At 34.9% G+C, this 19,000-nt stretch carries 20 protein-coding genes and 4 tRNA genes; 14 read left to right on the forward strand and 10 right to left on the reverse strand.

Features of this window, described 5'->3' with window-relative positions; all coding sequences use genetic code 11:
* The 4 genes from CES88_RS08530 (at window position 1) to CES88_RS08545 (ending at window position 4,029) form a co-directional block, all read left to right on the forward strand.
* Window positions 1–3,159: a tetratricopeptide repeat protein gene (locus CES88_RS08530; RefSeq protein ID WP_290733368.1), complete on the forward strand. Its 3,159-nt coding sequence runs from the start codon at window positions 1–3 to the stop codon at window positions 3,157–3,159.
* Between the two features lie 104 nt (window positions 3,160–3,263).
* A tRNA-Ser gene (locus CES88_RS08535) sits at window positions 3,264–3,351 on the forward strand.
* Between the two features lie 31 nt (window positions 3,352–3,382).
* Window positions 3,383–3,473: transfer RNA gene (locus CES88_RS08540), tRNA-Ser, on the forward strand.
* A 277-nt stretch (window positions 3,474–3,750) separates the two neighbouring features.
* Entirely contained in the window at window positions 3,751–4,029 is a 279-nt protein-coding gene (locus tag CES88_RS08545) for a hypothetical protein (RefSeq protein ID WP_290733370.1), read from the forward strand.
* Here CES88_RS08545 and CES88_RS08550 read toward each other — a convergent pair.
* From CES88_RS08550 to CES88_RS08560, 3 genes are read right to left on the reverse strand one after another with little or no spacing between them, the layout of a single operon-like run.
* On the reverse strand, window positions 4,026–4,340 hold the full coding sequence (locus CES88_RS08550) for a hypothetical protein (protein ID WP_290733371.1): 315 nt from the start codon (window positions 4,338–4,340) through the stop codon (window positions 4,026–4,028). The genes CES88_RS08545 and CES88_RS08550 overlap by 4 nt on opposite strands.
* The gene (locus CES88_RS08555; protein ID WP_290733373.1) at window positions 4,333–4,863 is read right to left on the reverse strand and encodes an RNA polymerase sigma factor; all 531 of its coding nucleotides are present in this window, start codon (window positions 4,861–4,863) and stop codon (window positions 4,333–4,335) included. The genes CES88_RS08550 and CES88_RS08555 overlap by 8 nt, the downstream gene beginning before the upstream one ends.
* A 9-nt stretch (window positions 4,864–4,872) precedes the next feature.
* Window positions 4,873–5,460, reverse strand: coding sequence for a Spy/CpxP family protein refolding chaperone (locus CES88_RS08560; RefSeq protein WP_290733375.1), 588 nt, complete (start codon window positions 5,458–5,460; stop codon window positions 4,873–4,875).
* A 244-nt stretch (window positions 5,461–5,704) separates the two neighbouring features.
* On the opposite strand from CES88_RS08560, the gene CES88_RS08565 reads away from it, so the two are divergent.
* Window positions 5,705–5,781: transfer RNA gene (locus CES88_RS08565), tRNA-Arg, on the forward strand.
* 9 nt (window positions 5,782–5,790) lie between these two features.
* Here CES88_RS08565 and asnB read toward each other — a convergent pair.
* The gene (gene asnB / locus CES88_RS08570; protein ID WP_290733377.1) at window positions 5,791–7,380 is read right to left on the reverse strand and encodes an asparagine synthase B; all 1,590 of its coding nucleotides are present in this window, start codon (window positions 7,378–7,380) and stop codon (window positions 5,791–5,793) included.
* A 140-nt stretch (window positions 7,381–7,520) separates the two neighbouring features.
* Here asnB and CES88_RS08575 point away from each other — a divergent pair, with 140 nt between their 5' ends.
* Window positions 7,521–7,979 (forward strand): Lrp/AsnC ligand binding domain-containing protein, encoded by a 459-nt coding sequence (locus tag CES88_RS08575; RefSeq protein ID WP_290733379.1) that lies wholly within the window; start codon window positions 7,521–7,523, stop codon window positions 7,977–7,979.
* Window position 7,980: 1 nt separating this feature from the next.
* Here CES88_RS08575 and CES88_RS08580 read toward each other — a convergent pair whose 3' ends face one another.
* Window positions 7,981–8,415, reverse strand: coding sequence for a response regulator (locus CES88_RS08580; RefSeq protein ID WP_290733381.1), 435 nt, complete (start codon window positions 8,413–8,415; stop codon window positions 7,981–7,983).
* Window positions 8,416–8,515: 100 nt separating this feature from the next.
* Between CES88_RS08580 and CES88_RS08585 the strand changes: the two genes are divergently transcribed.
* The 4 genes from CES88_RS08585 to CES88_RS08600 all read left to right on the forward strand — a co-directional run bounded on the left by CES88_RS08585 (window position 8,516) and on the right by CES88_RS08600 (window position 10,965).
* The gene (locus CES88_RS08585) at window positions 8,516–9,253 is read left to right on the forward strand and encodes a hypothetical protein (RefSeq protein ID WP_290733383.1); all 738 of its coding nucleotides are present in this window, start codon (window positions 8,516–8,518) and stop codon (window positions 9,251–9,253) included.
* Entirely contained in the window at window positions 9,198–9,722 is a 525-nt protein-coding gene (locus CES88_RS08590; protein ID WP_290733385.1) for a nucleoside deaminase, read from the forward strand. The genes CES88_RS08585 and CES88_RS08590 overlap by 56 nt, the downstream gene beginning before the upstream one ends.
* 82 nt (window positions 9,723–9,804) lie before the next feature.
* Entirely contained in the window at window positions 9,805–10,701 is an 897-nt protein-coding gene (locus CES88_RS08595; protein WP_290733387.1) for a hypothetical protein, read from the forward strand.
* A 174-nt stretch (window positions 10,702–10,875) separates the two neighbouring features.
* Window positions 10,876–10,965, forward strand: a tRNA-Ser gene (locus CES88_RS08600).
* A gap of 113 nt (window positions 10,966–11,078) precedes the next feature.
* Here CES88_RS08600 and CES88_RS08605 read toward each other — a convergent pair.
* On the reverse strand, window positions 11,079–12,041 hold the full coding sequence (locus CES88_RS08605) for a DUF4238 domain-containing protein (protein ID WP_290733389.1): 963 nt from the start codon (window positions 12,039–12,041) through the stop codon (window positions 11,079–11,081).
* Window positions 12,041–12,700: an endonuclease NucS domain-containing protein gene (locus CES88_RS08610; protein ID WP_290733391.1), complete on the reverse strand. Its 660-nt coding sequence runs from the start codon at window positions 12,698–12,700 to the stop codon at window positions 12,041–12,043. The genes CES88_RS08605 and CES88_RS08610 overlap by 1 nt, the downstream gene beginning before the upstream one ends.
* A 110-nt stretch (window positions 12,701–12,810) precedes the next feature.
* Here CES88_RS08610 and CES88_RS08615 point away from each other — a divergent pair, with 110 nt between their 5' ends.
* Window positions 12,811–13,104: a helix-turn-helix domain-containing protein gene (locus tag CES88_RS08615; RefSeq protein WP_290733393.1), complete on the forward strand. Its 294-nt coding sequence runs from the start codon at window positions 12,811–12,813 to the stop codon at window positions 13,102–13,104.
* An 11-nt stretch (window positions 13,105–13,115) separates the two neighbouring features.
* On the forward strand, window positions 13,116–14,555 hold the full coding sequence (locus CES88_RS08620) for a hypothetical protein (protein ID WP_290733395.1): 1,440 nt from the start codon (window positions 13,116–13,118) through the stop codon (window positions 14,553–14,555).
* On the opposite strand, the gene CES88_RS08625 is transcribed toward CES88_RS08620, so the two are convergent.
* Together CES88_RS08625 and CES88_RS08630 are read right to left on the reverse strand one after the other, a co-directional pair.
* Complete coding sequence (locus CES88_RS08625) at window positions 14,532–14,810, reverse strand: CHC2 zinc finger domain-containing protein (protein WP_290733397.1); 279 nt, start codon at window positions 14,808–14,810, stop codon at window positions 14,532–14,534. The genes CES88_RS08620 and CES88_RS08625 overlap by 24 nt on opposite strands.
* A gap of 4 nt (window positions 14,811–14,814) precedes the next feature.
* Complete coding sequence (locus tag CES88_RS08630) at window positions 14,815–15,105, reverse strand: hypothetical protein (protein ID WP_290733399.1); 291 nt, start codon at window positions 15,103–15,105, stop codon at window positions 14,815–14,817.
* 402 nt (window positions 15,106–15,507) lie between these two features.
* Between CES88_RS08630 and CES88_RS08635 the strand changes: the two genes are divergently transcribed.
* Window positions 15,508–16,104, forward strand: coding sequence for a type IV toxin-antitoxin system AbiEi family antitoxin domain-containing protein (locus CES88_RS08635; protein ID WP_290733401.1), 597 nt, complete (start codon window positions 15,508–15,510; stop codon window positions 16,102–16,104).
* Window positions 16,101–16,955 carry a nucleotidyl transferase AbiEii/AbiGii toxin family protein gene (locus CES88_RS08640; protein ID WP_290733403.1) on the forward strand — a complete coding sequence of 285 codons (855 nt, stop codon included), beginning with the start codon at window positions 16,101–16,103 and terminating at the stop codon, window positions 16,953–16,955. Before CES88_RS08635 ends, CES88_RS08640 begins: the two co-directional genes overlap by 4 nt.
* Here CES88_RS08640 and CES88_RS08645 read toward each other — a convergent pair.
* Window positions 16,952–18,982, reverse strand: a complete 2,031-nt coding sequence (locus CES88_RS08645) for a helix-turn-helix transcriptional regulator (RefSeq protein ID WP_290733405.1) — start codon at window positions 18,980–18,982, stop codon at window positions 16,952–16,954. The two genes, CES88_RS08640 and CES88_RS08645, sit on opposite strands and share 4 nt — an antisense overlap.
* Window positions 18,983–19,000 lie beyond the last annotated feature (18 nt).

Consider the following 19,000-nt stretch of genomic DNA (forward strand, 5'->3'; position numbering starts at 1 on the left):
ATGGGTAAGAAATACAGAGTTAAATTATTAAATGATCGTGTGGTTGGTCCTTTTGTTACGGAGCAAATCGGTGAGTTATTCGCTAAGGGTCACCTTTTAGGGGATGAGAGGTGCCAAATTTTTCCTGTCGGCGATTGGCAGAGTTTAAAAGACTTTGCAGAAATTAAAGCAATGCTCCTAAAAGTTACTCAAGAGGGGAATTTATCTGTTGAAAATTCTGGAGACAGAACTCAAACTTTCGCAAGAATAAATAAGCCTAAAAATGATAGTAATAAAAATCCAGTGAAAGATAAAAACTTTCAAGAATTTCAATATAAGAAAGAAGATTTAAGTCGTGTAGATTATGGAGCGTTAGAAGAAAAGTATCAAGAAGATGTAAAAGATTTAGAGTCCATTGAGGAAGAACTTGGGCACGTAAAGGAAGAGGAAAAATCGGAGAATGATGACGGAATTGAAAAAACAAGAATTATCAATCGAAGTGCATTGAATAATGTTGATGTTGATAAAACAGTCATTGTAAACCCCAATCCTTTTCTAGAAAAAATAGAGGAAGTTGAAAATCCGTTAGAAGTAGAGAGTAATTCAGAAGAAGACGATAAAGAGGAAGAGAAAAAAGAAGAAGTTCTAAACACAAGTGAAGCAACAGAGTTTATAAATGTAAGAGAGTTGTTACCAGATTTAAAACAAGTTGTAAGTGTTGCAGAGAAAGAATTTGAAGATAAAGTTCGAGAAGAAGCCTTAGATGACGAAGAGCCTGTTAATAAAAAAGAAGAAGAAGTTGAAGAGGTAAAGAAAGCTAAGAGAAAGAAGACAACTCCTATTGTGGCACTTGCCTTTATTGTTATTCTTTGGGTATTACTTTTTCCTGAAAAAGAAGTTAAAAGTCTAGATCCAGTTAGAGTTAAAATCCAATTTCCAATACAGGCCGAATTCTTAGATAGTGTCAAAAGTGTTGAAGCTTTAAATAAAGGACTTGAATACTACTCTCAGGGAACATACTTATCCAAAATAAAGGCCTCCTTAGAATTTAGTAAATCTTTACATCATCAATTCAAAAACAACAAAGCATTAGGTTATTTGATACTTTCTTATGCTGAAGTTTTTGAAAATTCTAGTGATGAAAATAAAGCGGTCAGAACTCTTTTTAAATTAATTGAAATTGCTCGTAGTAAACTTTTGTCAGATGCTAACGTCGCTGCAGGAAGTGCACTTTTCTATAAAAAGATAGGCAAAGCTCAGAGTGCAAATAGAATTCTTGAAAATTTTATTAGAATTAATAAACCTACAGTAAGTGTCCTAACGATTTATCTAGATGTCCTCATTGAAGTGGGTAACTATATAGAAGCAAGGAAAGTTTTTGATCTTCTTTTAAAAGTTAAAAAGAAGAGAGAGGCAACATACTTAAGCCTTATCAATTTCTATGAAGAAAATGACTTACAAGATAAAGTAAGTGAACTTCTTACTGAGGCGAGAAACTCTTATCCAAAGTCAATTCCTCTTCTTCTTAAATATGCCAAGTACCAATTCGATATTGGAGATTACAAGAAGTATGAGGCAGTATTAAAAGTTATTAAGACTCTAAACTCTGGTAGATCACCCAGATACTACGCAAAATTTCTTGAATATACGGGTATACTTGCGGCAATTAAAAAAGATAACAACCAAGCAGCGAAACTTTTTAAGCTAGCTCTTAGGATTCATGAATCTGATGAATTGAGGTCTAAACTTTCTCTTTTAGAGCTTGGTGGGTCAACTAACGTCGAGAAGATTATTCTCGAAAGTAAGATTGTTGAGCTAATGAAAAAAGCGAAAAATGCAGTAAAAGAAAGAAAGTGGGAGACAGCTTTTATTAATGCAATTAAGGCTTCAGATTTGGACAGCTCTTATATTCCCTCACAACTTCTTCTCGGAAATATTCAGGTTAAGCGAGGATATTATGAGGATGCCATAGGTACATTCAACAGAATGAAAAAAGAATACCCACTTAATAAGAAGATAAATGTCTATCTTGTTGAGGCCTATATCAAAGCATTCAAATTGAATAAGGCAGAAATTGAGCTTAGGACAATCTCTCAGTCTAAATTAAGTGATAGTTATATTTTTTACTCTCTTCAAGCTAAGTACTATTTAAGAAGAGAATTTTATGAGAATGCTATTTCTAAATTTAAAGAAAGTATAAAGAGAAATCCAGTAAATGATGATGATTACTTTCAGCTTGCTAAAATCTATCTTAAGTTTAGAAAGTTCAAGGCCGCAAAGAATATGCTAACGAGATCTATTGCTCTTGATCCTGTTAACGTTGAGTATCACACAGCCTACGCAAATATTCTCTACGAGCTAGAGGGAGCTGAAACAGCAATTGGTTATCTTAGAAACTTATTAAAGCAAAATAGAGATAATCCAAAAATTCTCGGTGACATTGCAATCTACTACTATAAGAATGGAGAGAATCTAGAGTTTCAAGAGTATAAGAAAAGAATTGAAAAACTTGCAAGTACCGACGCTAGTTTCTATGAATTTTTAATTTATTCTGCCGAGTTAGATGATCGTGATGATGATGTTATTAAATACGGAAAAGAGTTAATTAAAATTAACCCAGGTGATTTAGACGTACAAATAAAACTTGGAAAAAGCCTTTATGACAAGGGACTTTATAAAGAAGCTCTTGCTATGTTCGAGTCAATCCTTGCTCGTTTAGCTTCTTTTCCAAGAGCGAACTACTATCTTGCTAAAACATATATAAAATTAAAAGATATTAAGAAGGCCAAGGAAATGGCAGATAAGGAAGTGGCAAATAATCCGACACTAGAGTTTGGTTATTTTATTTTAGGGGAAGTTTTTCGAATTCAAAAAAAATATAGAGAAGCAGAATTAAACTTCAAGAAGTCGATCTCAAGAAATGGCCGCTATGTTGAGGCCTTAATGGGGATGGGTTGGATAAAGTGGAAGCAAGGCTATCTTGATCGTGCTAGAGAATATTATTTAAAGGCCCTTAAAGAAAATCAGAATAATGGTGAAATCCATAGAGCGCTTGGTTATATCTACAAAGAGATTGGTCAGAGTACTTTAGCTATTGACTCTTTTAGAGTTTATCTTGATCTAACACCAGCGGCGAAAGATAGAGCACAAATTCAAAATTTAATGAAGAGTTTAAGGTAGATTTGTTTTGACGCACGTCTCGTACTCTTCTTTTTTTAACTTTCTTCTTTTTACCGTATTGCTATTTTGCCAACAATTTCGTAATATGATGTTTCCTAATAAGCGGAGGATTGGCTGAGTGGTCGAAAGCGGTGGTTTTGAAAACCATTGACCCGCAAGGGTCCGCAGGTTCGAATCCTGTGTCCTCCGCCATTATTATTTGGAGTCTTTGAAATTCAATTGCGGAGACATGCCCGAGTGGCCGAAGGGAGCACCTTGCTAAGGTGTCGAACCGTTTGACGGTTCCTAGAGTTCGAATCTCTATGTCTCCGCCATTTTAGAATCTCTGTTACATCGCACTTACATTTAAATTTTAACTACTAGGTTCACGGTATATGAATAATTCTGACTTATTGTTTTGGGAAGAGCAGTTTCATCAACATCTTTATGAAAAAAGCATAGATGATAAAAGTCATGACATAAATCACTTCAAAAGAGTTTGGAAGCTTTGTTTGAAGTTTTCCAGAAGAGTTAATTGAAAATGTAAAACATTGTATTGAGTCCCATTCATTTTCTGCAGAAATAAGGCCGCAAACACTGGAGGCTGAAATATTGCAAGATGCAGATAGGATGGAATCCCTAGGAGCGATTGGTCTCGCTCGCACGTTCTATGTTGCTGGAAGAATGGGTAGTTCTCTTTTTCATGAAGATGATCCCTTTGCATTAAGTAGAGATTTGGACGATAGAAGCTTTGCTATTGATCATTTCAAGGTAAAGCTCTATAGAATTTCAGAAACGATGAATACTCGTGGTGGTAGGATCGAGGCAAGAAAAAGAGTGATGATTCTTGAAAGATTCATGGAAGACTTGAAGGGCGAGTTAGGCTTTTAATTGTCTACCTCTACCCAAGCGTAAGAGCTCTCACCGTTATTTAAATAAGCATCCTCAAGCATATATTCAATTAACTCTTGTTGTTCTGCCTCTGTAAGTACGGGAGTAGAAAAACTATTAATACTAAATTTAACTCCTGATATAACAATTACTAAGCAGCAAGCGAGAGCAAGAGATTTAATATTAAAAAATGTGCTCAGATCAAATGTCTCACTCGCAATTCTTTGGTGAATTTGATTAAGCTCGCTTGAGGGAGCCTTTGGAACACTATCATCTTTCTTGAGTAGCTTTTTTAAGTCTAGATCATTCATTTTCTACTCCATTGTTTTTTAGAAAAAGTGTAAACTTTTCTTTAGCATAGTAAATTCTCGATTTCGCCGTTCCTTCTGAGATGGATAAAATTTCAGCAATTTCTTTTTGCCCATATTCAAATTTATAGAATAAAATAAAGGCTTCTCTGTGCTTTAGATTTAGCGATAAAATTCCTTGAGATATTAAATCCTTCAAGGCCTTATCCTCGTAAGGAGCTTGAGTTTCCACTTCACTTTCAACTCTTATTTTATTCTTTCTTAGATAGTCATAGGTTGTATTCATTGCAATTCTATAAAGCCACGTTCTAAAGTTTGATTTATTATTGAATTGATCAAAACTCTTCCATGCCTTTAGAAAACTATCTTGAACAATATCATCAATGTTTTGATCACGAACCATCCAGTAGATACTAGATCTAATAAACTCTGCATGATCTATGTAGAGTTTATTAAACCCCTCTTTCTTCTCTTCAAGTGAAGAATCTGAAAGAGGGGTGAAAATATCTTTTAGTATCTTAAGCAAGTCTATTTCCTATTTCTTGTCTTTCTTATTCTTCTTGTGTTTTCCATTTCTTTTTTTAAACTTCTCTTTTCGACTCTCTTCTAGTTCCATGAACTTCTTTCTTTGTTCTTCATTTAAAACATTTTTCATGGTGATCATTTTAGAGAATCGAATTTCTTCGAGCTTTGCTCTATTGGCAGAAATTTCTCTATGAATTTCCAGCATTTTTTCGTCTGAAATATTACTGATAAAGCCCTTCTTTATATCTTCCCTAAGAGATTTAATTTTTTCTTTCAAAGGTTTTCTCTCATCTTTCTTTGCTTTTTCTGCTTCTCTATAAACTTTGAGTTTTGCGAATTGTTCCTTTGAAAGATTGAGCTCTTTTAACATTCCGTGCTTACCCTTTCTTTCTCCAAAGCACATGAGAACTTCTTTATTCTTCTTTCCTTCTTTGCAGGTTCCTTTCTTTTCTCCTTTCTTGGTTTGAAAAGAGCATGTGTCACCTACTGCTTTTTCAGCGCAGGCCGTTTTTCTAGCAGCAAAGTTCATTTCTTTTTTGGCATAAGTTGGGGAAGTGAATAAAAGAGTGATTAATGTAAGGCTAAATAATGACTTCATATATATCTCCATGTTGATAGCTTCTGTTGCTATATACTGCTTAGACGTTTGAGCTGGCCAAAAAGTTCATTCTTTTTTACTGACTTAAATATCTGATTTTACGGAATACTTAGACTTTATTATAAACTAAATTGGGATTATTGGGAGACTTGAATTTAGGGAGTAAAAGCCATAATGGTATGAAGTTGTTACTTTTGCTAACTTGACAGTAGCTCGCCTAACCGCTAATTTAAGCACTCAATGTGCACCCTTGGCTCAGCTGGATAGAGCATCTGACTACGAATCAGAAGGTCGGGAGTTCGAATCTCTCAGGGTGCGCCATTTTTCTTCTTACAATCCACTTTTGCCATAATTCGGAAGCGCCCTAGCACTTGGATCACTTACCTTACAGTTTTCCCACTCTTGATTTGGAAGCCAAATGGCTTTTATTAAGTGTGATTGACTAGGATAGTGTTTTTCAAAAATTCTTCTATAAAGGAAAGACTCCTTTGTTGTTGGTGTGCAGTGAGGAAAAAGTTCTTTAGCCGCAGCAAGCTCGTCTTCAGTAATTGTGATCTCGGCCAATGTCTTTAAAAAGTCCACACTTGAATGTCCAACGGCATCGCTAAAAGCAGCTTTCTGTCTAAAGAGTATGTCTTGGGGAAGATAGTCTTCAAGATCGAAAGCGGCCCTAAGAAGATACTTTCCATGCCCTGTTGTATTCATCTTTAGTTCTGGTGGAATACTCATGACAAACTTTGCAAAAGACTTGTCACTAAAAGGAACTCTGGCTTCAAGTGAATTTGAGCTAATACATCTATCAGCTCTAAGAACATCATAAATATAAAGTTCTTCTACTCTTTTAGAGGCTTCTTTTTGAAACTCATTTGGAGATGGTGCGAAGTCTGTGTACTTATAACCAAACATTTCATCACTACACTCGCCAGTCATAAGAACTTTAATATCTGTTGTATCTTTGATGTGTCTACAGATGAGATCCATTCCAAGGGAAGCTCTGATTGTTGTTATATCAAAGCTCTCAAGTCTATAAATGAGGTCATCTAAAGTTTCAAGTAAGTCTGACTTGGAAAATAGGTATTCTGTATGGTCTGACCCGATATGGTCAGCAACGATCTTTGCGTACTTTGCATCGATTGGGTCTTCATTAATTCCAACAGCAAAAGTTTTAATAGGCTCTTTACTCTCTCTCGCTGCGATAGCGCAGACAAGACTGCTATCTAGACCACCACTTAGAAGATAGCCAACTTTGGCATCGGAATCCATTCTCTTAATTACTGCTTGTTCTAGCAATTGTTTTATTCCATGAAGAGCATCTTCTTTGGTGATCTCTTCGTTAACTTCAACCTTATGGATTGAATCAAATTCATAGAAACCTCTTCCATCAAAGTAGTGGCCAGGAAGAAAAGGCTTAATGTCATCGCAGAAGTCTTGTAGGGCCTTAACCTCTGAAGCGAATGCAATCGAGGAATCCTCACGTTTATATCCATAAAAGAGAGGTCTAATTCCAAACTGATCTCTAGCCGCTTGAAAGGTTTGTTTCTCTGAGTCCCAAATAACAAAGGCAAATTCTCCATCAAGATTCTTACAAAGCTTTTCTAGTCCAAATTTCTTATAAAGGGGAAGAATAACTTCGCAGTCTGACTTTGAGATGAACTCTTCTTTAGATAGTAGTGTGTCCTTAATTTGTTGGTAGTTATAAATTTCTCCGTTACAAATAAGGGCATCTTTAGATGAATTTTGAAAAGGTTGCATTCCATCAGTGGAGAGATCCATGATTGAAAGTCTGTGGAATCCGAGTACGACGTCTTCTTCGAGCTTTAGAAGCCTTGATTGATCTGGACCTCGGTAGAGAATTTTATCAAAGCTATCTCTTTCTACTTTTGAAATCTCTTTACTTCTAAATGCTAAAAAACCACACATACGGACTCCTGTCGTTAGCAATTCATCGGTATATGGTATAATTATATGAGAAATTATCAATAGAGTTTGGTCTTTGGTGATAATTATTTAATAAATAACGTTTTTATGTGATAAAATGATAGAAAAGTATGGAGAAAGTAATGAATAATTATCAAATTGATAGTCTCGATAGGCGAATAATTGAAGAACTTCAAAAAGATGCTAGGAAACCTTTTCTTGATATTGCTAGAAAGTGCCAAGTTGCTGGAGGAACGATTCATCAGAGAATTGAAAAACTTCGGGAAAGAGGGATTATCACAGGTAGTAAAATAACTATAAATCATAAGAAATTAGGATATGGCGTTGAGGTTCTTCTTGGTATTCACCTTGTAAATGCAAAAGTCGTTTCTAAAGTTGTAAAGAAGCTAGAGAAATTTCCAGAAGTTGTTCAGTCTTTATATACAACTGGAAATTATGCCCTCTTTGTTAAAATTGTAACGAAGGATATTGATCACTTTCATAACTTCTTAGTTAAGAAGTTACAGGCCATCGAAGAGATTAGATCGACAGAATCTTTTATTTGTCTGGAAACGCCAATTGATAGAGAGTTGCAGGTCTAATTTATTCTCCGTGCTTTCTCATCATCATTTGAGTGAAGACATTATTCCAGTTGATGAGATTCTTGTGAGAGTTCTCCACAGTTGTTAGAAAAGAATCTTTATCAAATGGCTTGAATATAAAACCATTTGCGCGAAGTTTATAACAGGCCGTGAAATTAAGAAGGTTATCTGAAGCTGTAATAACTATCAATTCGGTTCCCTGTTCAAGCTTGATGATATGATCGAGTAACCTATCCCCATACATCTCTTTCATATTAATATCGATGATCGCAATTTGAGTTTCATTCTCTGTCATAAAGCTTAAGGCCTCTTTTGGGGAGGTAAATGAGCTGACGGCAAATGACTCGTTACCTTTGAGGTAATTGCTCATTAGACTTAATGAATCAGGATCATCATCAACGAGGACTATTTTAATAGGGTATTGTAGTAAGAACATAGATATCTCCTAATAGTATTATATCGGAAAATTAGTCGTATACTTGGTAAAAGAGGTAAAAATTAAGATAATATTACCTTATCACCGCAAGGAAAATGAAATGATTGATATTTCAAATTTAAAGATAAGACAGGATATTGATAGGGTCCATTTATTGCAATGGGGACATTTCTCGATTTTATCTCTGGCCTTTATTGTTGAAGGTTTTTTTAACGTTAAAATCTTTTGGACAATCTTTAGTCTATTAGGATTAATGGTTTTCTATAAACTTTACTTTAAAACTCTAAGTGATCTTTATTACTCATTCTGGACTTTCTCTTTCGCAACAGCGTGTCTGATTGTTTATAAGCTCTATCATATTATTATGTCTCAAAGTGATCTTCAGCTCTTCTATTTATATTTAATCGCTGGAATTATTCTAACAATTGAAACCTATATCTTATTATCCCCTATTTACTACCCTAGAGTTTCTTGGTGGGAGTATGATTTTAGATTTAGGGATGACTTAAAAGTAAAATTTCGTTACGAAGATAAGAAGCACGAAGCAAGGCTGACGGATCTTAGGCGAAATGCTGGTTGCCTAGCTTCTTTTGAAGAAATTGTTGTTGGCGATAAAGTGGAGGTTCTTGCTTCAAATGGAGTTCGTGAATTTAACTTCTTAGTGGAAATAATGAGTAAGAGAAGATACTCACTTGGTAGACCTTCTACTCATGGAGTGAGGTTTATTTTCAATGATGATTTTCCAGAGTCTGAGCATGAAGAATTCCATAATTACTGGATAAATGAGAAAGTATTTAAGAATAAGACCAGATTTAAAAAGCAAGGCGAGAATGCATAACTTTGAAGAATATAAATGGCTTATGAGTGTGGCAATGGATGAGGCCTATAAAGCCTACTCCATTGATGAAGTTCCAATTGGAGCTGCCATTGTTGATGAGTCAGGAAATATTTTAAGCCAATCTCATAATGAAAAAGAACATAATAACGATCCTTGCGGTCACGCAGAAATTCTTGCAATAAGAGAAGCATGTAAGAAAAAAGGAAGCTGGAGGCTCACGGGTTGCACAATATTTGTGACTTTGGAGCCTTGTCCAATGTGTCTTAGTGCACTTATTCAATCACGAGTAGATAAACTTGTTTTTGCTGCCTACGACCCTAAAGGGGGAGCAATAAGCCTCAATTACAATTTGTATAAAGACAAGAGACTAAATCATAACTTTAGTGTGGTCGGAGGTGTAGGACACTTTGAATCTTCTAAAATCCTTTCACGTTTCTTTAGAGAAAAACGCGCTTCTTATAAGAAGTAACATATATTGTGACTTTTACTTACACTCCCTAGCTAGATAACTTTTCTCACGTTAGCCTTAATGAAATATTTTAGGGAGAAAAATGAGAAATTTATTTAAGGTTCTAATCTGCTTTTTTGTTCTAGCTACAACTTTTGCTATTTCTGAATTTGCATCTTCTTTAGAGAAAACAATAGGCATAAGTCGTTCAAGAATTGAAATGGTTGCTAAGAATATAAGAGTAAAGTTTGGAACATTCCCTAGAGGCTCTACGGCCGCAGCTTCTTACAATCCTCTTTTTAATACAATTAAACTTAATAAGTCATTACAGTCTAAAGTTACAAAGAGATTACAAACAATAGAAGAGTTAAAAGCCGAGAGCCCATATGCTTATCAAGTTTCTCTTGCAACAATCTTTCATGAGTTCGGTCATGCAGAGTTAGATACAATTATTGAAGAGTCTAGAGAATATGAAGAAAGAAAGCTCTATGAAGTTTTAAAATTTGAAGTGGCTCCTTGGTTTAAGAGAAACTTTCCAAAGACGAAGTCCTGGGATGCAGTTCATGAACTCTATGGATATTATAGGACAGATATTATTGAAAGAATGTTTATAGAGGCAGAAAATATTCTTCTACAAAATGGAATTAATCAATATCAGAGTCGCTGCTTTCTTGGAAACAACTTAAAAGAAGTAATTGGAGAACAGTCTCGTGAAGAATTTTCTAAATTGCAAATCTTTGATGAAATCGATAGAGATGAATTTAAGAAGAAGGTGAAGGTGAAATATATTTTCATCAGAGGAAGAGATCTCAACTTAAGTGAAGCAAAAGAAGTCTTTAAGCAAGAGTGGTTCAATGCCATTTGGGATCATTTGGAGAAGTCTTATAAGCTTCCTGGTAACAGAAGAGAGTTATTGGCTTACATAAGTAAGTGGCCAGAACTTTCGTTTGTGACTAAGTGCAGGGAAGATCAGTGGGATAAATATCATTCTACTAAATAGACACTTCTCGTCTTAATTGATAAATATATAGCTCAATAAATGCGGAGAATTGGCCGTGCGATGAGAGAAAATACAAAGTATTTTAATTATCGCTTTACCGTAATGAGTTGCAGTAGCGTTAGCGCCTGCAACGCATGGGCGGAGACGAGGCTCTCAAGTTTATCATTTAAATGCGGAGAATTGGCCGAGTGGTCGAAGGCGCACGCTTGGAAAGCGTGTAAGGGGGCAACTCCTTCGAGGGTTCGAATCCCTTGTTCTCCGCCATTTCAAGTACTAAAAAGCCTCTTTTCGAAGAGGCTTTTTAATGCACGCAAATTGCACGCAAACTTTTATTTTTAAAAATTTTCGAATAGCTCATTTTGGCGTGTAAGCGGAAGCTAATTCATGACGATCTGAGGTTTGTCTTTAGAAGTGATTTCAGGATTTGTTTTAATCATCTCATCAACAAGATTAAAGTCATCTATTTCACAGTAGACTTGTCTTTGGGCTTGATAAACCTGCATGCTGTTAATGTATCTAATGTACTCATCAGGAAGCTCATAAATACAATCTTCCTTGATCTCTGAACGTACTTGAGTCCTATATAGTCCCTCTTCAAATAACATCAAGACAATCCTAGATGAGATAGGAAAATATATTTCAATATTGGGTGATCCAAGACCATATCCTCTTACAGGTGATTTAAACTGGGAGTGTTTAACAACAGGATTGTCAGAAGTATAAAGAAGTGATTCTGAAGTGCAATAACCAATGACCCACACCTTGTTGTAAAATAGGTCAGAAAACCGTTCTATGGTTTCATCCTTAAACATAAACTCAGCATGATGAATGGGAGCATATTCTTCATTATATTCTGCATATATATCATCAACATTTAGACCTTCTGGTGGTGGCGGTGCATGGTGCTCTAGAAAGTGAGGCAGCATCCAGTTTACTGTCCCTATCATCATGTCTTGAATAGCACGTCTATGCGTTGGAGTTCTAAAATATTGCACAGACAGATAGAGAGAGAATGCATCTTTTAAATCCTTAGTTATAATCCTTGCATCCTTATTTGGTGATAATAAATAACCACTCTGAACGTTATTTATAAGCCTTTTGAGATAAGTGGCATAATTACCTTCAATCTTTGAAAATGTTTTTTCTATGACTTGAAAATTAGAATCATCTTGATCTGGGAAATCATAAAAATATTTTTGTTGAGCAATGTTTTCGATATTAGGCTTAAATACACTTCCAGAAACTAAATCCTTGCAACAGAGATAGGTCTGATCCTTATCAAAAGTAAAGTTTCTCAAATAGCACTGTGGTACATAATGCTGCTTTTTAACTTCACTCATCAAAAAAGCCCTATCGGTTGAATAGGTTTAATATCGATATTTATTTGGAAAAGCCTCAGGCTTTTCTCATTTGCCGAAACTTCAACAAAAGAATTTATAAAACGTGGTGCAACCAGAATCAGTTTGTTCTTTTTGCCAAGCTTGTCAGAGAGAGTTGATAGGAGAATTTTAACTTTCCCGTATTCATCTGTGGCAACAGTCTTTTTATAATATTTAACAGCTATATGATTACCACTTTTATCTTTAAATAAGGCATCGATATCTAAGGCTGAAGGAATTCTTTTAAGTGGCCTTAATCCATCTTCAATCAGATGAGGATTTTGGAGAAGATGCTTTTTTAGATAATCTTCATTTTGAAGGGAGATCTCTGCTCCACTAAGCATTTGAATAGTGTGATCCCATCCTTTCCAGAGAGGAGACTTTTTAAGAGTAACTAGTGTTTTAATGATTTCACTAGTATGGCAGTGGGCACTAGCTGAAATTTTTTTGATGATAGAGGAAATCTCATTGATCCTGTCAATATTGTCTTGTGAGATCTCCATTTCATCATTGATCCAACGATGAATAGTTGCTGGATTTACCTCTATTAAGGTTGCGAGCCCACTAATACTGGCATCAAAGTCTTTAAGAATATCATTTATAAATTTAGAACTTTTCATATTAATAATATATTTACCTAATTTTAAACGCTTAGCAATAAAAAAGTCTTAATAATTAAACGCAATGAAAAAGTGTTGCGTACAGTGGAGTGTTGTGTTAACATTGCGTCATGAAAAAGAATAAAGGGATATTCGAAAAGGCGAACAAGAATTCTCCAGTAGTTGTATATGACTACTCTCAGTTTAAGCTTATGTATCAATTAGCTGAGTCGTTGAAAGTCCCCAAATCGATATTTACAGAAGAAGAAGCTGCAGATTATTTGAGGGTTGAACTTCAAACACTAAAGAATTATGCCAAGAAAAAGAAAATAACATGGAAGCTTATCGGTAAAGATAAAATCTATACTCAAAAGGATCTTGATGAATTTCTAGAGAGAAAATCTCGATTTCATCAAGATTTTTAGACGGAGGCCAAATGTTAAATTGTTTATATCTAAATGGGAGTGATTTTAAGAAAACCAACTTTAAGTACAGTGGAATTGTTTCTCCTAACCCTAAGATTGAGAAATATCGTAATGGATACAGAATCACTTTTTATTTAACCACTGGCAAAAGAGAGCATTATTATGGGCTTATGACTGATAGCTGCAAGACAGAAGCTACTAGAAACAAGACGGTACGGGAGTTTGAATCACTTGTTAGAAATGGATGTTTTCCTCTTAAATCAATACCAAAGCTTGAAAAGTTCGAAGTAAAGTCCAAAAAAGGCCAAACTCTATTTTTAGATGGAATGATTTTGTATTACACAGATTTTAATAAGGGAAGGCACCGTAAAAGAGATAGCAATATCGCAAGGCAAGAGCCAACTTTAAAATATCTTTTGAAAACTGTTAGTAAACGTACAGGTAAGCGATACTTAGAAGAGGTCGATACAAATGACCTACAACAAATAGAAGATAATCTTCAAAAGTGGTGTGCTGAAAATGGGAAGCCTATTAATATTGTAACGGCAGCATCTTACAAAAGATTATTAAAAGCCTATTTTAATTGTCTGGCAAAAAAACTTGGCCTTAATATGAATCCAGCAGTTATTAGCTCTACTCCAGAAACTAATGGTCATGAAAATGAGACAGTTGGAACAAGAACTGTAACCTATCCTGAAGAATTATTGTCAGCAGTTGATAAGTATCCTTTTGAAACCCCGTACAATTATCCAGATAGAAAAGAGATGATTTATCTTTATAGAACAACAGGTATTGCTAAGGGAGAGATGTCTACTCTTAGTGAAGAAAACCTCTACCCCGATAAGTACAATTTTGACAGCATCATTTTAATGGATAAGCCTGATTGCCCGACTAATATTGAAATGGGGTTTCAGGTTAAAACTCATAATAGGCATAAAAGAATTATTCCTTTGGATGAAAGATGTATTGCCTATATAAAATCTCAGCAAATAAAACATAGAAATCATGAAATATATGGAAGAATAACCCCAAAGGGTGGAACGACCTCTTACAAAAAGTATCGTTTCCTATTCCCAATTTATAGACATGGTAAATGGCAACGCTGTGATGATTTCTTAAAAGGTATTCAAGAGCTAGTTGATGAAGCTAGCAAACACTTTGGTCTTCCCTATAGAGGAAAAGATTATCAGGTTCATGATTTTAGAAATACGTTGAATGAAGAAATGGGAGATAAGGGCATATCAGCAGAGGATAGAGCTTATATCTTGGGTCACAGCAAGGAAGTTAATGAGAAAAACTATATGAACGCTGATAAGAGAAAAGAGCTGCGTGCTAGAACAGCTCACGCAGCCTTTAGAGAAAAAATGATTAACAATGATGAATCCACTGGGCCATCGGGAAAATCATCAATCGCCCAAGCACCTAATTTACGCTTGATTGTCGATCAGTGATGAGATGAGATCAAGGCTTTCATCAAAGGTGATATCTTTAAAGTTCATAACAAAGCTAATGGCATCACCACCACCACCATCTTCACTACAGTAGTAGATGGATTTATGATCATCTACAAAGAGTGTCTCTTTTCGATTGTGACAAAAAGGGCATAGTCCCCTATATTTATTTTGATGTACTTTTAGGTGTATAAAGTGCCCAAGTATTGATGATATATCTACATTTTTAATTTTATCAATCTTATCTCGCATCATAACTTTACTCCTTCAAAATTTTATCAATACTGCCTTGGGGAACGTTACGATAACCAGTAAGAATTCCTGTTTCAATCACGGCAAACTCACTTCCTAAATTGATAATGGTAAGACCAGAGTTAAAAGCACACTCTTGTAGTTGAAATAAGAATGTGGGGTTGATTATTGTTTTTCCAGTTACCTGCTGCATTCTTTGGTAGCAGATTTTAAATCTGCCGTTAGGTTTTCCACCAAACTCCATCTCGTAAATTTTCATTAATCTTGAAACGATAGTGTCTACATAAATAGAACTCATTAATAATCTCCTTATATAAATTGTTTAAGCTCACATAAGGATCTACAAATTAATGAATTATCATGGTAATTTGGAATTGCTCTAGAAATGACCTAAGTGATTGATATTATTAAAGAATGATCACATGGTAATAAAAGAGCAAAAATTCATTACCATAATTATTCGAATTACAATCTAAGCTATTGAAAACAAAAGGTTTTTTCCACAATACTAGTATCTGAGTTACATGAACTACCTGATAAAAGAGTTGGTAATTTGGGGAGCTTTTCTAGCTCTGGCCATGTATCTTTACCCTATAGCTGGATCTAAGTTTCTGATATCACTGAGAAATTACCATGCTCGATTTAAAACTTAATATATGCACCCACTTGTTTAAACTGGGTACATATGTTAAAATAAATTATGAACAATAATACGCAATTTCAGAAACTTAAACCACTACTAAAGAAAACAGTCTTTAGAGCAAGTGAGGCCAGAGAGCTAGGTATAAGCCCGAGCCTGATAAATTATTATATCAAAAAAGGAATGATTGAGCGTGTTGATAGAGGTGTATACAGAAGTTCTAATCAAGACCTTGATGTTGATTTTCGTTATGAAGATCTTGTTCTTGTATCAAAAAGTATACCTGATGGTGTGATCTGTCTTATTTCTGCTCTCACCCTTTATGAGCTAACAGATGAAATTCCACGTGCTCACTGGATTGCTGTTTCACATAGCTCAAGAGCACCAAGAAGAAGTGGGGCCAGAATAGTTAGAATGAGAAATATCGATCTAGGTAAAACGGAACTTACTCTTGGAAGTGAAAAGGTTCAAATTTTTGACGTAGAACGTACAATTCTCGATTCTTTTAGATATCTTGGAGTTGAGATAGGAGTTAAGGCCCTTAAGGCTGCACTGGCCAGAAGTGGAAAAGATAAGCTTGATCTTAAAAAGCTTCAAAAATATGCAAAAGAGCTAAGAGTTAAAATAGCTCCTTATATTATGGCGGTCACAACATGAATGAGCAGGCACTTAAAGAGAGAATTAAAAGCATTGCTAAGGATGAAGGTAAAGACTTTGGTGAAGTGTGGCGTTCTTTAGTGCTAGAAAGGTTTCTTGCAAGAATTTCAGGCTCTGAATATAGGGATCAATTTATATTTAAAGGTGGTCTACTTCTTTCCCATTATATTGATATTGGTAGAGAAACAAAGGATGTAGATTTTCTTGCAAATAAAATTAATGCTGATGTCCCAAATATAGAAAAATCATTTATTGAAATTTGTAGTGTACAAATTGAAGATGGATTTAGTTTTAAGTTTGCTGAAGTTGTCCCTCTTGAACAACCTCATATGAATTATCCTGGATATAGATTAAATATTGATCTGACATTCGGTCAAAAGATGAAGGATAAGATCCAAGTAGATATTGGAGTTGGAGATCTTGTTGATCCAAAGCTTGAGTCATTAGAATTGTATGAATACAAAGGAAAGCCAATCTTTGAGGGAGCAATAACACTTCAAATATATCCAGTTGAGACAATTTTTGCAGAGAAGCTTGAAACTGTAGTATCAAAAGGAGCTGCTAACAGCAGAATGAAGGATTTTCATGATCTTCTTTTGCTCAGCAGAGAGAATAGTCTTCTAGATATAGCCAAACTACAAAACAGTATTGATACTACTTTTACAACACGTAATACGAATAAAGAGCTTCCTGTGTCCTTTGAGGAAGATGAATTTGCAGCAATGCAGACGCTTTGGGCAGCTCACTTAAGAAAGCTTGGAAAGGTAGCAAGCCAATTATCAATACCTGCTACCTTAGAGTCAGTCGTAACAGAAATTAATGACTGGCTTGCAGATAAGAAAATTTCTTAACTTACAAGAGATAAACTTTTATCTCCTACTTTAACAAGTTTCTCTTGAGCTTCAATAAGCATTTTTTCAAGCTCTTTATTTTTAATAAGAAGATCGTGATAATCAATTTCATCAACCTGTATCTTCCTTCTTTCCCCTTCTGGCATAGATAAAATTCCTGCATGTTGAAGACGAGCAACATAATGCTCAAATGCAGCTTCAATTTCATTGGCAGCATAAGAGGTTCTACTAACTTCTGGTGTATGCATGGCCAGGGTTGCAGCATTATCAAAGTCTGCGATGTCACGCTTTCTATCGAGAACTGATGTAATAATTTTTCTTACAGCATGTGGGCCAAACCCTGTAGAGCTATTTGAATAGAGAGTCATTAAACCTTTAAAGGCGTAGGATAAGGACCTTGACTGTACACCATTAACTGATTCAGGAGTTTTTCTTCCAGAAGGATTTGAAAGGAAAACCTTATTACTTTCTTTGGCACCATAAAGATGTGGTCGATGGATGTTTTTGTACTCTGTTATTTGTGCAGCAACATCCTTTGGTATCGTTAATGTAACATAAGGAGACTTCAGAACTTCAGGACGCTTAAGTTCATCTCTAAATATTCTAAACTTTAACTCACCATCTTTTTCAAATATATGCTTACCAAATTCCATAGTGGCATAATGATCGATTCTTAATTCAAATAAAAAGATTAACATAGAAAGTAGAGAGTCTCTTTTCTTATTGGCAGTGGTTACAGGTCCTAGTCCTTTTAAAGATGCATCTAACTTGACCCAGTCTAAGATATCTTTTATTTGAGGCATAATATTGGTTTCAACAATATTTTCAATGGATTTAAATGTATCAACATCAGATCTAAAGTTAGAAGACTCAACTGTTTCATCAAGATATTCATGAGTGTTTTCACATATTTGATCCCACAGGTCATTCCAATCTGATGGTTCACAAGATCTGTATGGATAAATATATTGTCCATTTTGAATGAAGAAATATTCTTGTCCTAGCTTAGTATGTTGCCTTATATAACCATACTTTTTACGACAAAATACTTTAAACTGATCTAAGATTCTTTTAACTCCTGTCGTAAGACATTCTTTTCGATCCATTCTGAACTTCACATATTTTCCAATAAACTGAGGATTCATTAGTAACGATAAAGATAGTTTTTCAACTGGGATTCCTAGTCCTCGTTGAAGGGGATTTTTATTATTTGGTGACAAAGAAAGAAAACCAAGAAATTGCTCAAGATCCTTAATAACCATCTTTGCTTTCCCGCTTTCATTTTTATGTGCTTTGGTTTTCCAAAATTGTTTCTTTGCTCTTTTGAATTTAGGGTGTACCAGTTGTGGAAAATCAGATGTAAAAAAAGCAATCATGGTTGCGATATCATCTTGTAACTTTTGTGGCATTTCATTTAATGAAATTTTGTATGGAATGGTACTTAATTCTTGGTTTTTAACACCATGAGGAGTTCTCTCCCTTTCAGCAATTAGCTTTCCTTTTTGCCCATGTACGACTCGACCAAGTTTACTTTTGAGAATGCCTCTAGGAACTTCAAGAATATCTTCAATTTTGCCAATAACCCGAAGATGTTTATAAGAAGGTAGGTTTTTACCAGACATCCACTCTGTAACAGTTTGTGGCCTTAGGTTTAGTTGTTGAGCTAGTTTTCTTCCACTAATTTTTTTGATCTTCATGATATGTGAAAGAGAATCTCCAAATTGCAGTTTTACAATATCATGATTACAACTGAGCTTAATGCCAAAATCTCTAATCTTTCTTAGTTTGGACTTTATTCCTGGAGTTGTAGAACCACTGTACTTTCCTTCTAGAGATTCAAAGTACATACCAAGTTTTTCAATGTCATAGAGTTCTTCACCCACTGGTGATGCTTGAGATAGCCCATAATAATCCAGATACTGATTAAGAATCGAAGAGTATACAGGGCCCAAAGCATCTCTTTTGTCTTCTGTGATCTCTTTTGAAACAAACTCGTTTAAAAGTGTTGAGTAATAAATTCTAAGCATAATAATCTCCTTTGATAC

Source organism: Halobacteriovorax sp. JY17, assembly GCF_002753895.1.
Taxonomy (GTDB): domain Bacteria; phylum Bdellovibrionota; class Bacteriovoracia; order Bacteriovoracales; family Bacteriovoracaceae; genus Halobacteriovorax.

Bases quoted from the DNA above. Each gene is read 5' to 3' on its own strand.
- CES88_RS08610 (WP_290733391.1), bottom strand. From the start codon at position 12,700: ATGAAAAGTTCTAAATTTATAAATGATATTCTTAAAGACTTTGATGCC.
- CES88_RS08620 (WP_290733395.1), top strand. From the start codon at position 13,116: ATGTTAAATTGTTTATATCTAAATGGGAGTGATTTTAAGAAAACCAAC.
- CES88_RS08595 (WP_290733387.1), top strand. From the start codon at position 9,805: ATGAGAAATTTATTTAAGGTTCTAATCTGCTTTTTTGTTCTAGCTACA.
- CES88_RS08645 (WP_290733405.1), bottom strand. From the start codon at position 18,982: ATGCTTAGAATTTATTACTCAACACTTTTAAACGAGTTTGTTTCAAAA.
- asnB (WP_290733377.1), bottom strand. From the start codon at position 7,380: ATGTGTGGTTTTTTAGCATTTAGAAGTAAAGAGATTTCAAAAGTAGAA.
- CES88_RS08590 (WP_290733385.1), top strand. From the start codon at position 9,198: ATGAGAAAGTATTTAAGAATAAGACCAGATTTAAAAAGCAAGGCGAGA.
- CES88_RS08630 (WP_290733399.1), bottom strand. From the start codon at position 15,105: ATGAGTTCTATTTATGTAGACACTATCGTTTCAAGATTAATGAAAATT.
- CES88_RS08635 (WP_290733401.1), top strand. From the start codon at position 15,508: ATGAACAATAATACGCAATTTCAGAAACTTAAACCACTACTAAAGAAA.
- CES88_RS08605 (WP_290733389.1), bottom strand. From the start codon at position 12,041: ATGAGTGAAGTTAAAAAGCAGCATTATGTACCACAGTGCTATTTGAGA.
- CES88_RS08550 (WP_290733371.1), bottom strand. From the start codon at position 4,340: ATGAATGATCTAGACTTAAAAAAGCTACTCAAGAAAGATGATAGTGTT.
- CES88_RS08640 (WP_290733403.1), top strand. From the start codon at position 16,101: ATGAATGAGCAGGCACTTAAAGAGAGAATTAAAAGCATTGCTAAGGAT.
- CES88_RS08580 (WP_290733381.1), bottom strand. From the start codon at position 8,415: ATGTTCTTACTACAATACCCTATTAAAATAGTCCTCGTTGATGATGAT.
- CES88_RS08615 (WP_290733393.1), top strand. From the start codon at position 12,811: ATGAAAAAGAATAAAGGGATATTCGAAAAGGCGAACAAGAATTCTCCA.
- CES88_RS08575 (WP_290733379.1), top strand. From the start codon at position 7,521: ATGAATAATTATCAAATTGATAGTCTCGATAGGCGAATAATTGAAGAA.
- CES88_RS08530 (WP_290733368.1), top strand. From the start codon at position 1: ATGGGTAAGAAATACAGAGTTAAATTATTAAATGATCGTGTGGTTGGT.
- CES88_RS08560 (WP_290733375.1), bottom strand. From the start codon at position 5,460: ATGAAGTCATTATTTAGCCTTACATTAATCACTCTTTTATTCACTTCC.
- CES88_RS08625 (WP_290733397.1), bottom strand. From the start codon at position 14,810: ATGATGCGAGATAAGATTGATAAAATTAAAAATGTAGATATATCATCA.
- CES88_RS08585 (WP_290733383.1), top strand. From the start codon at position 8,516: ATGATTGATATTTCAAATTTAAAGATAAGACAGGATATTGATAGGGTC.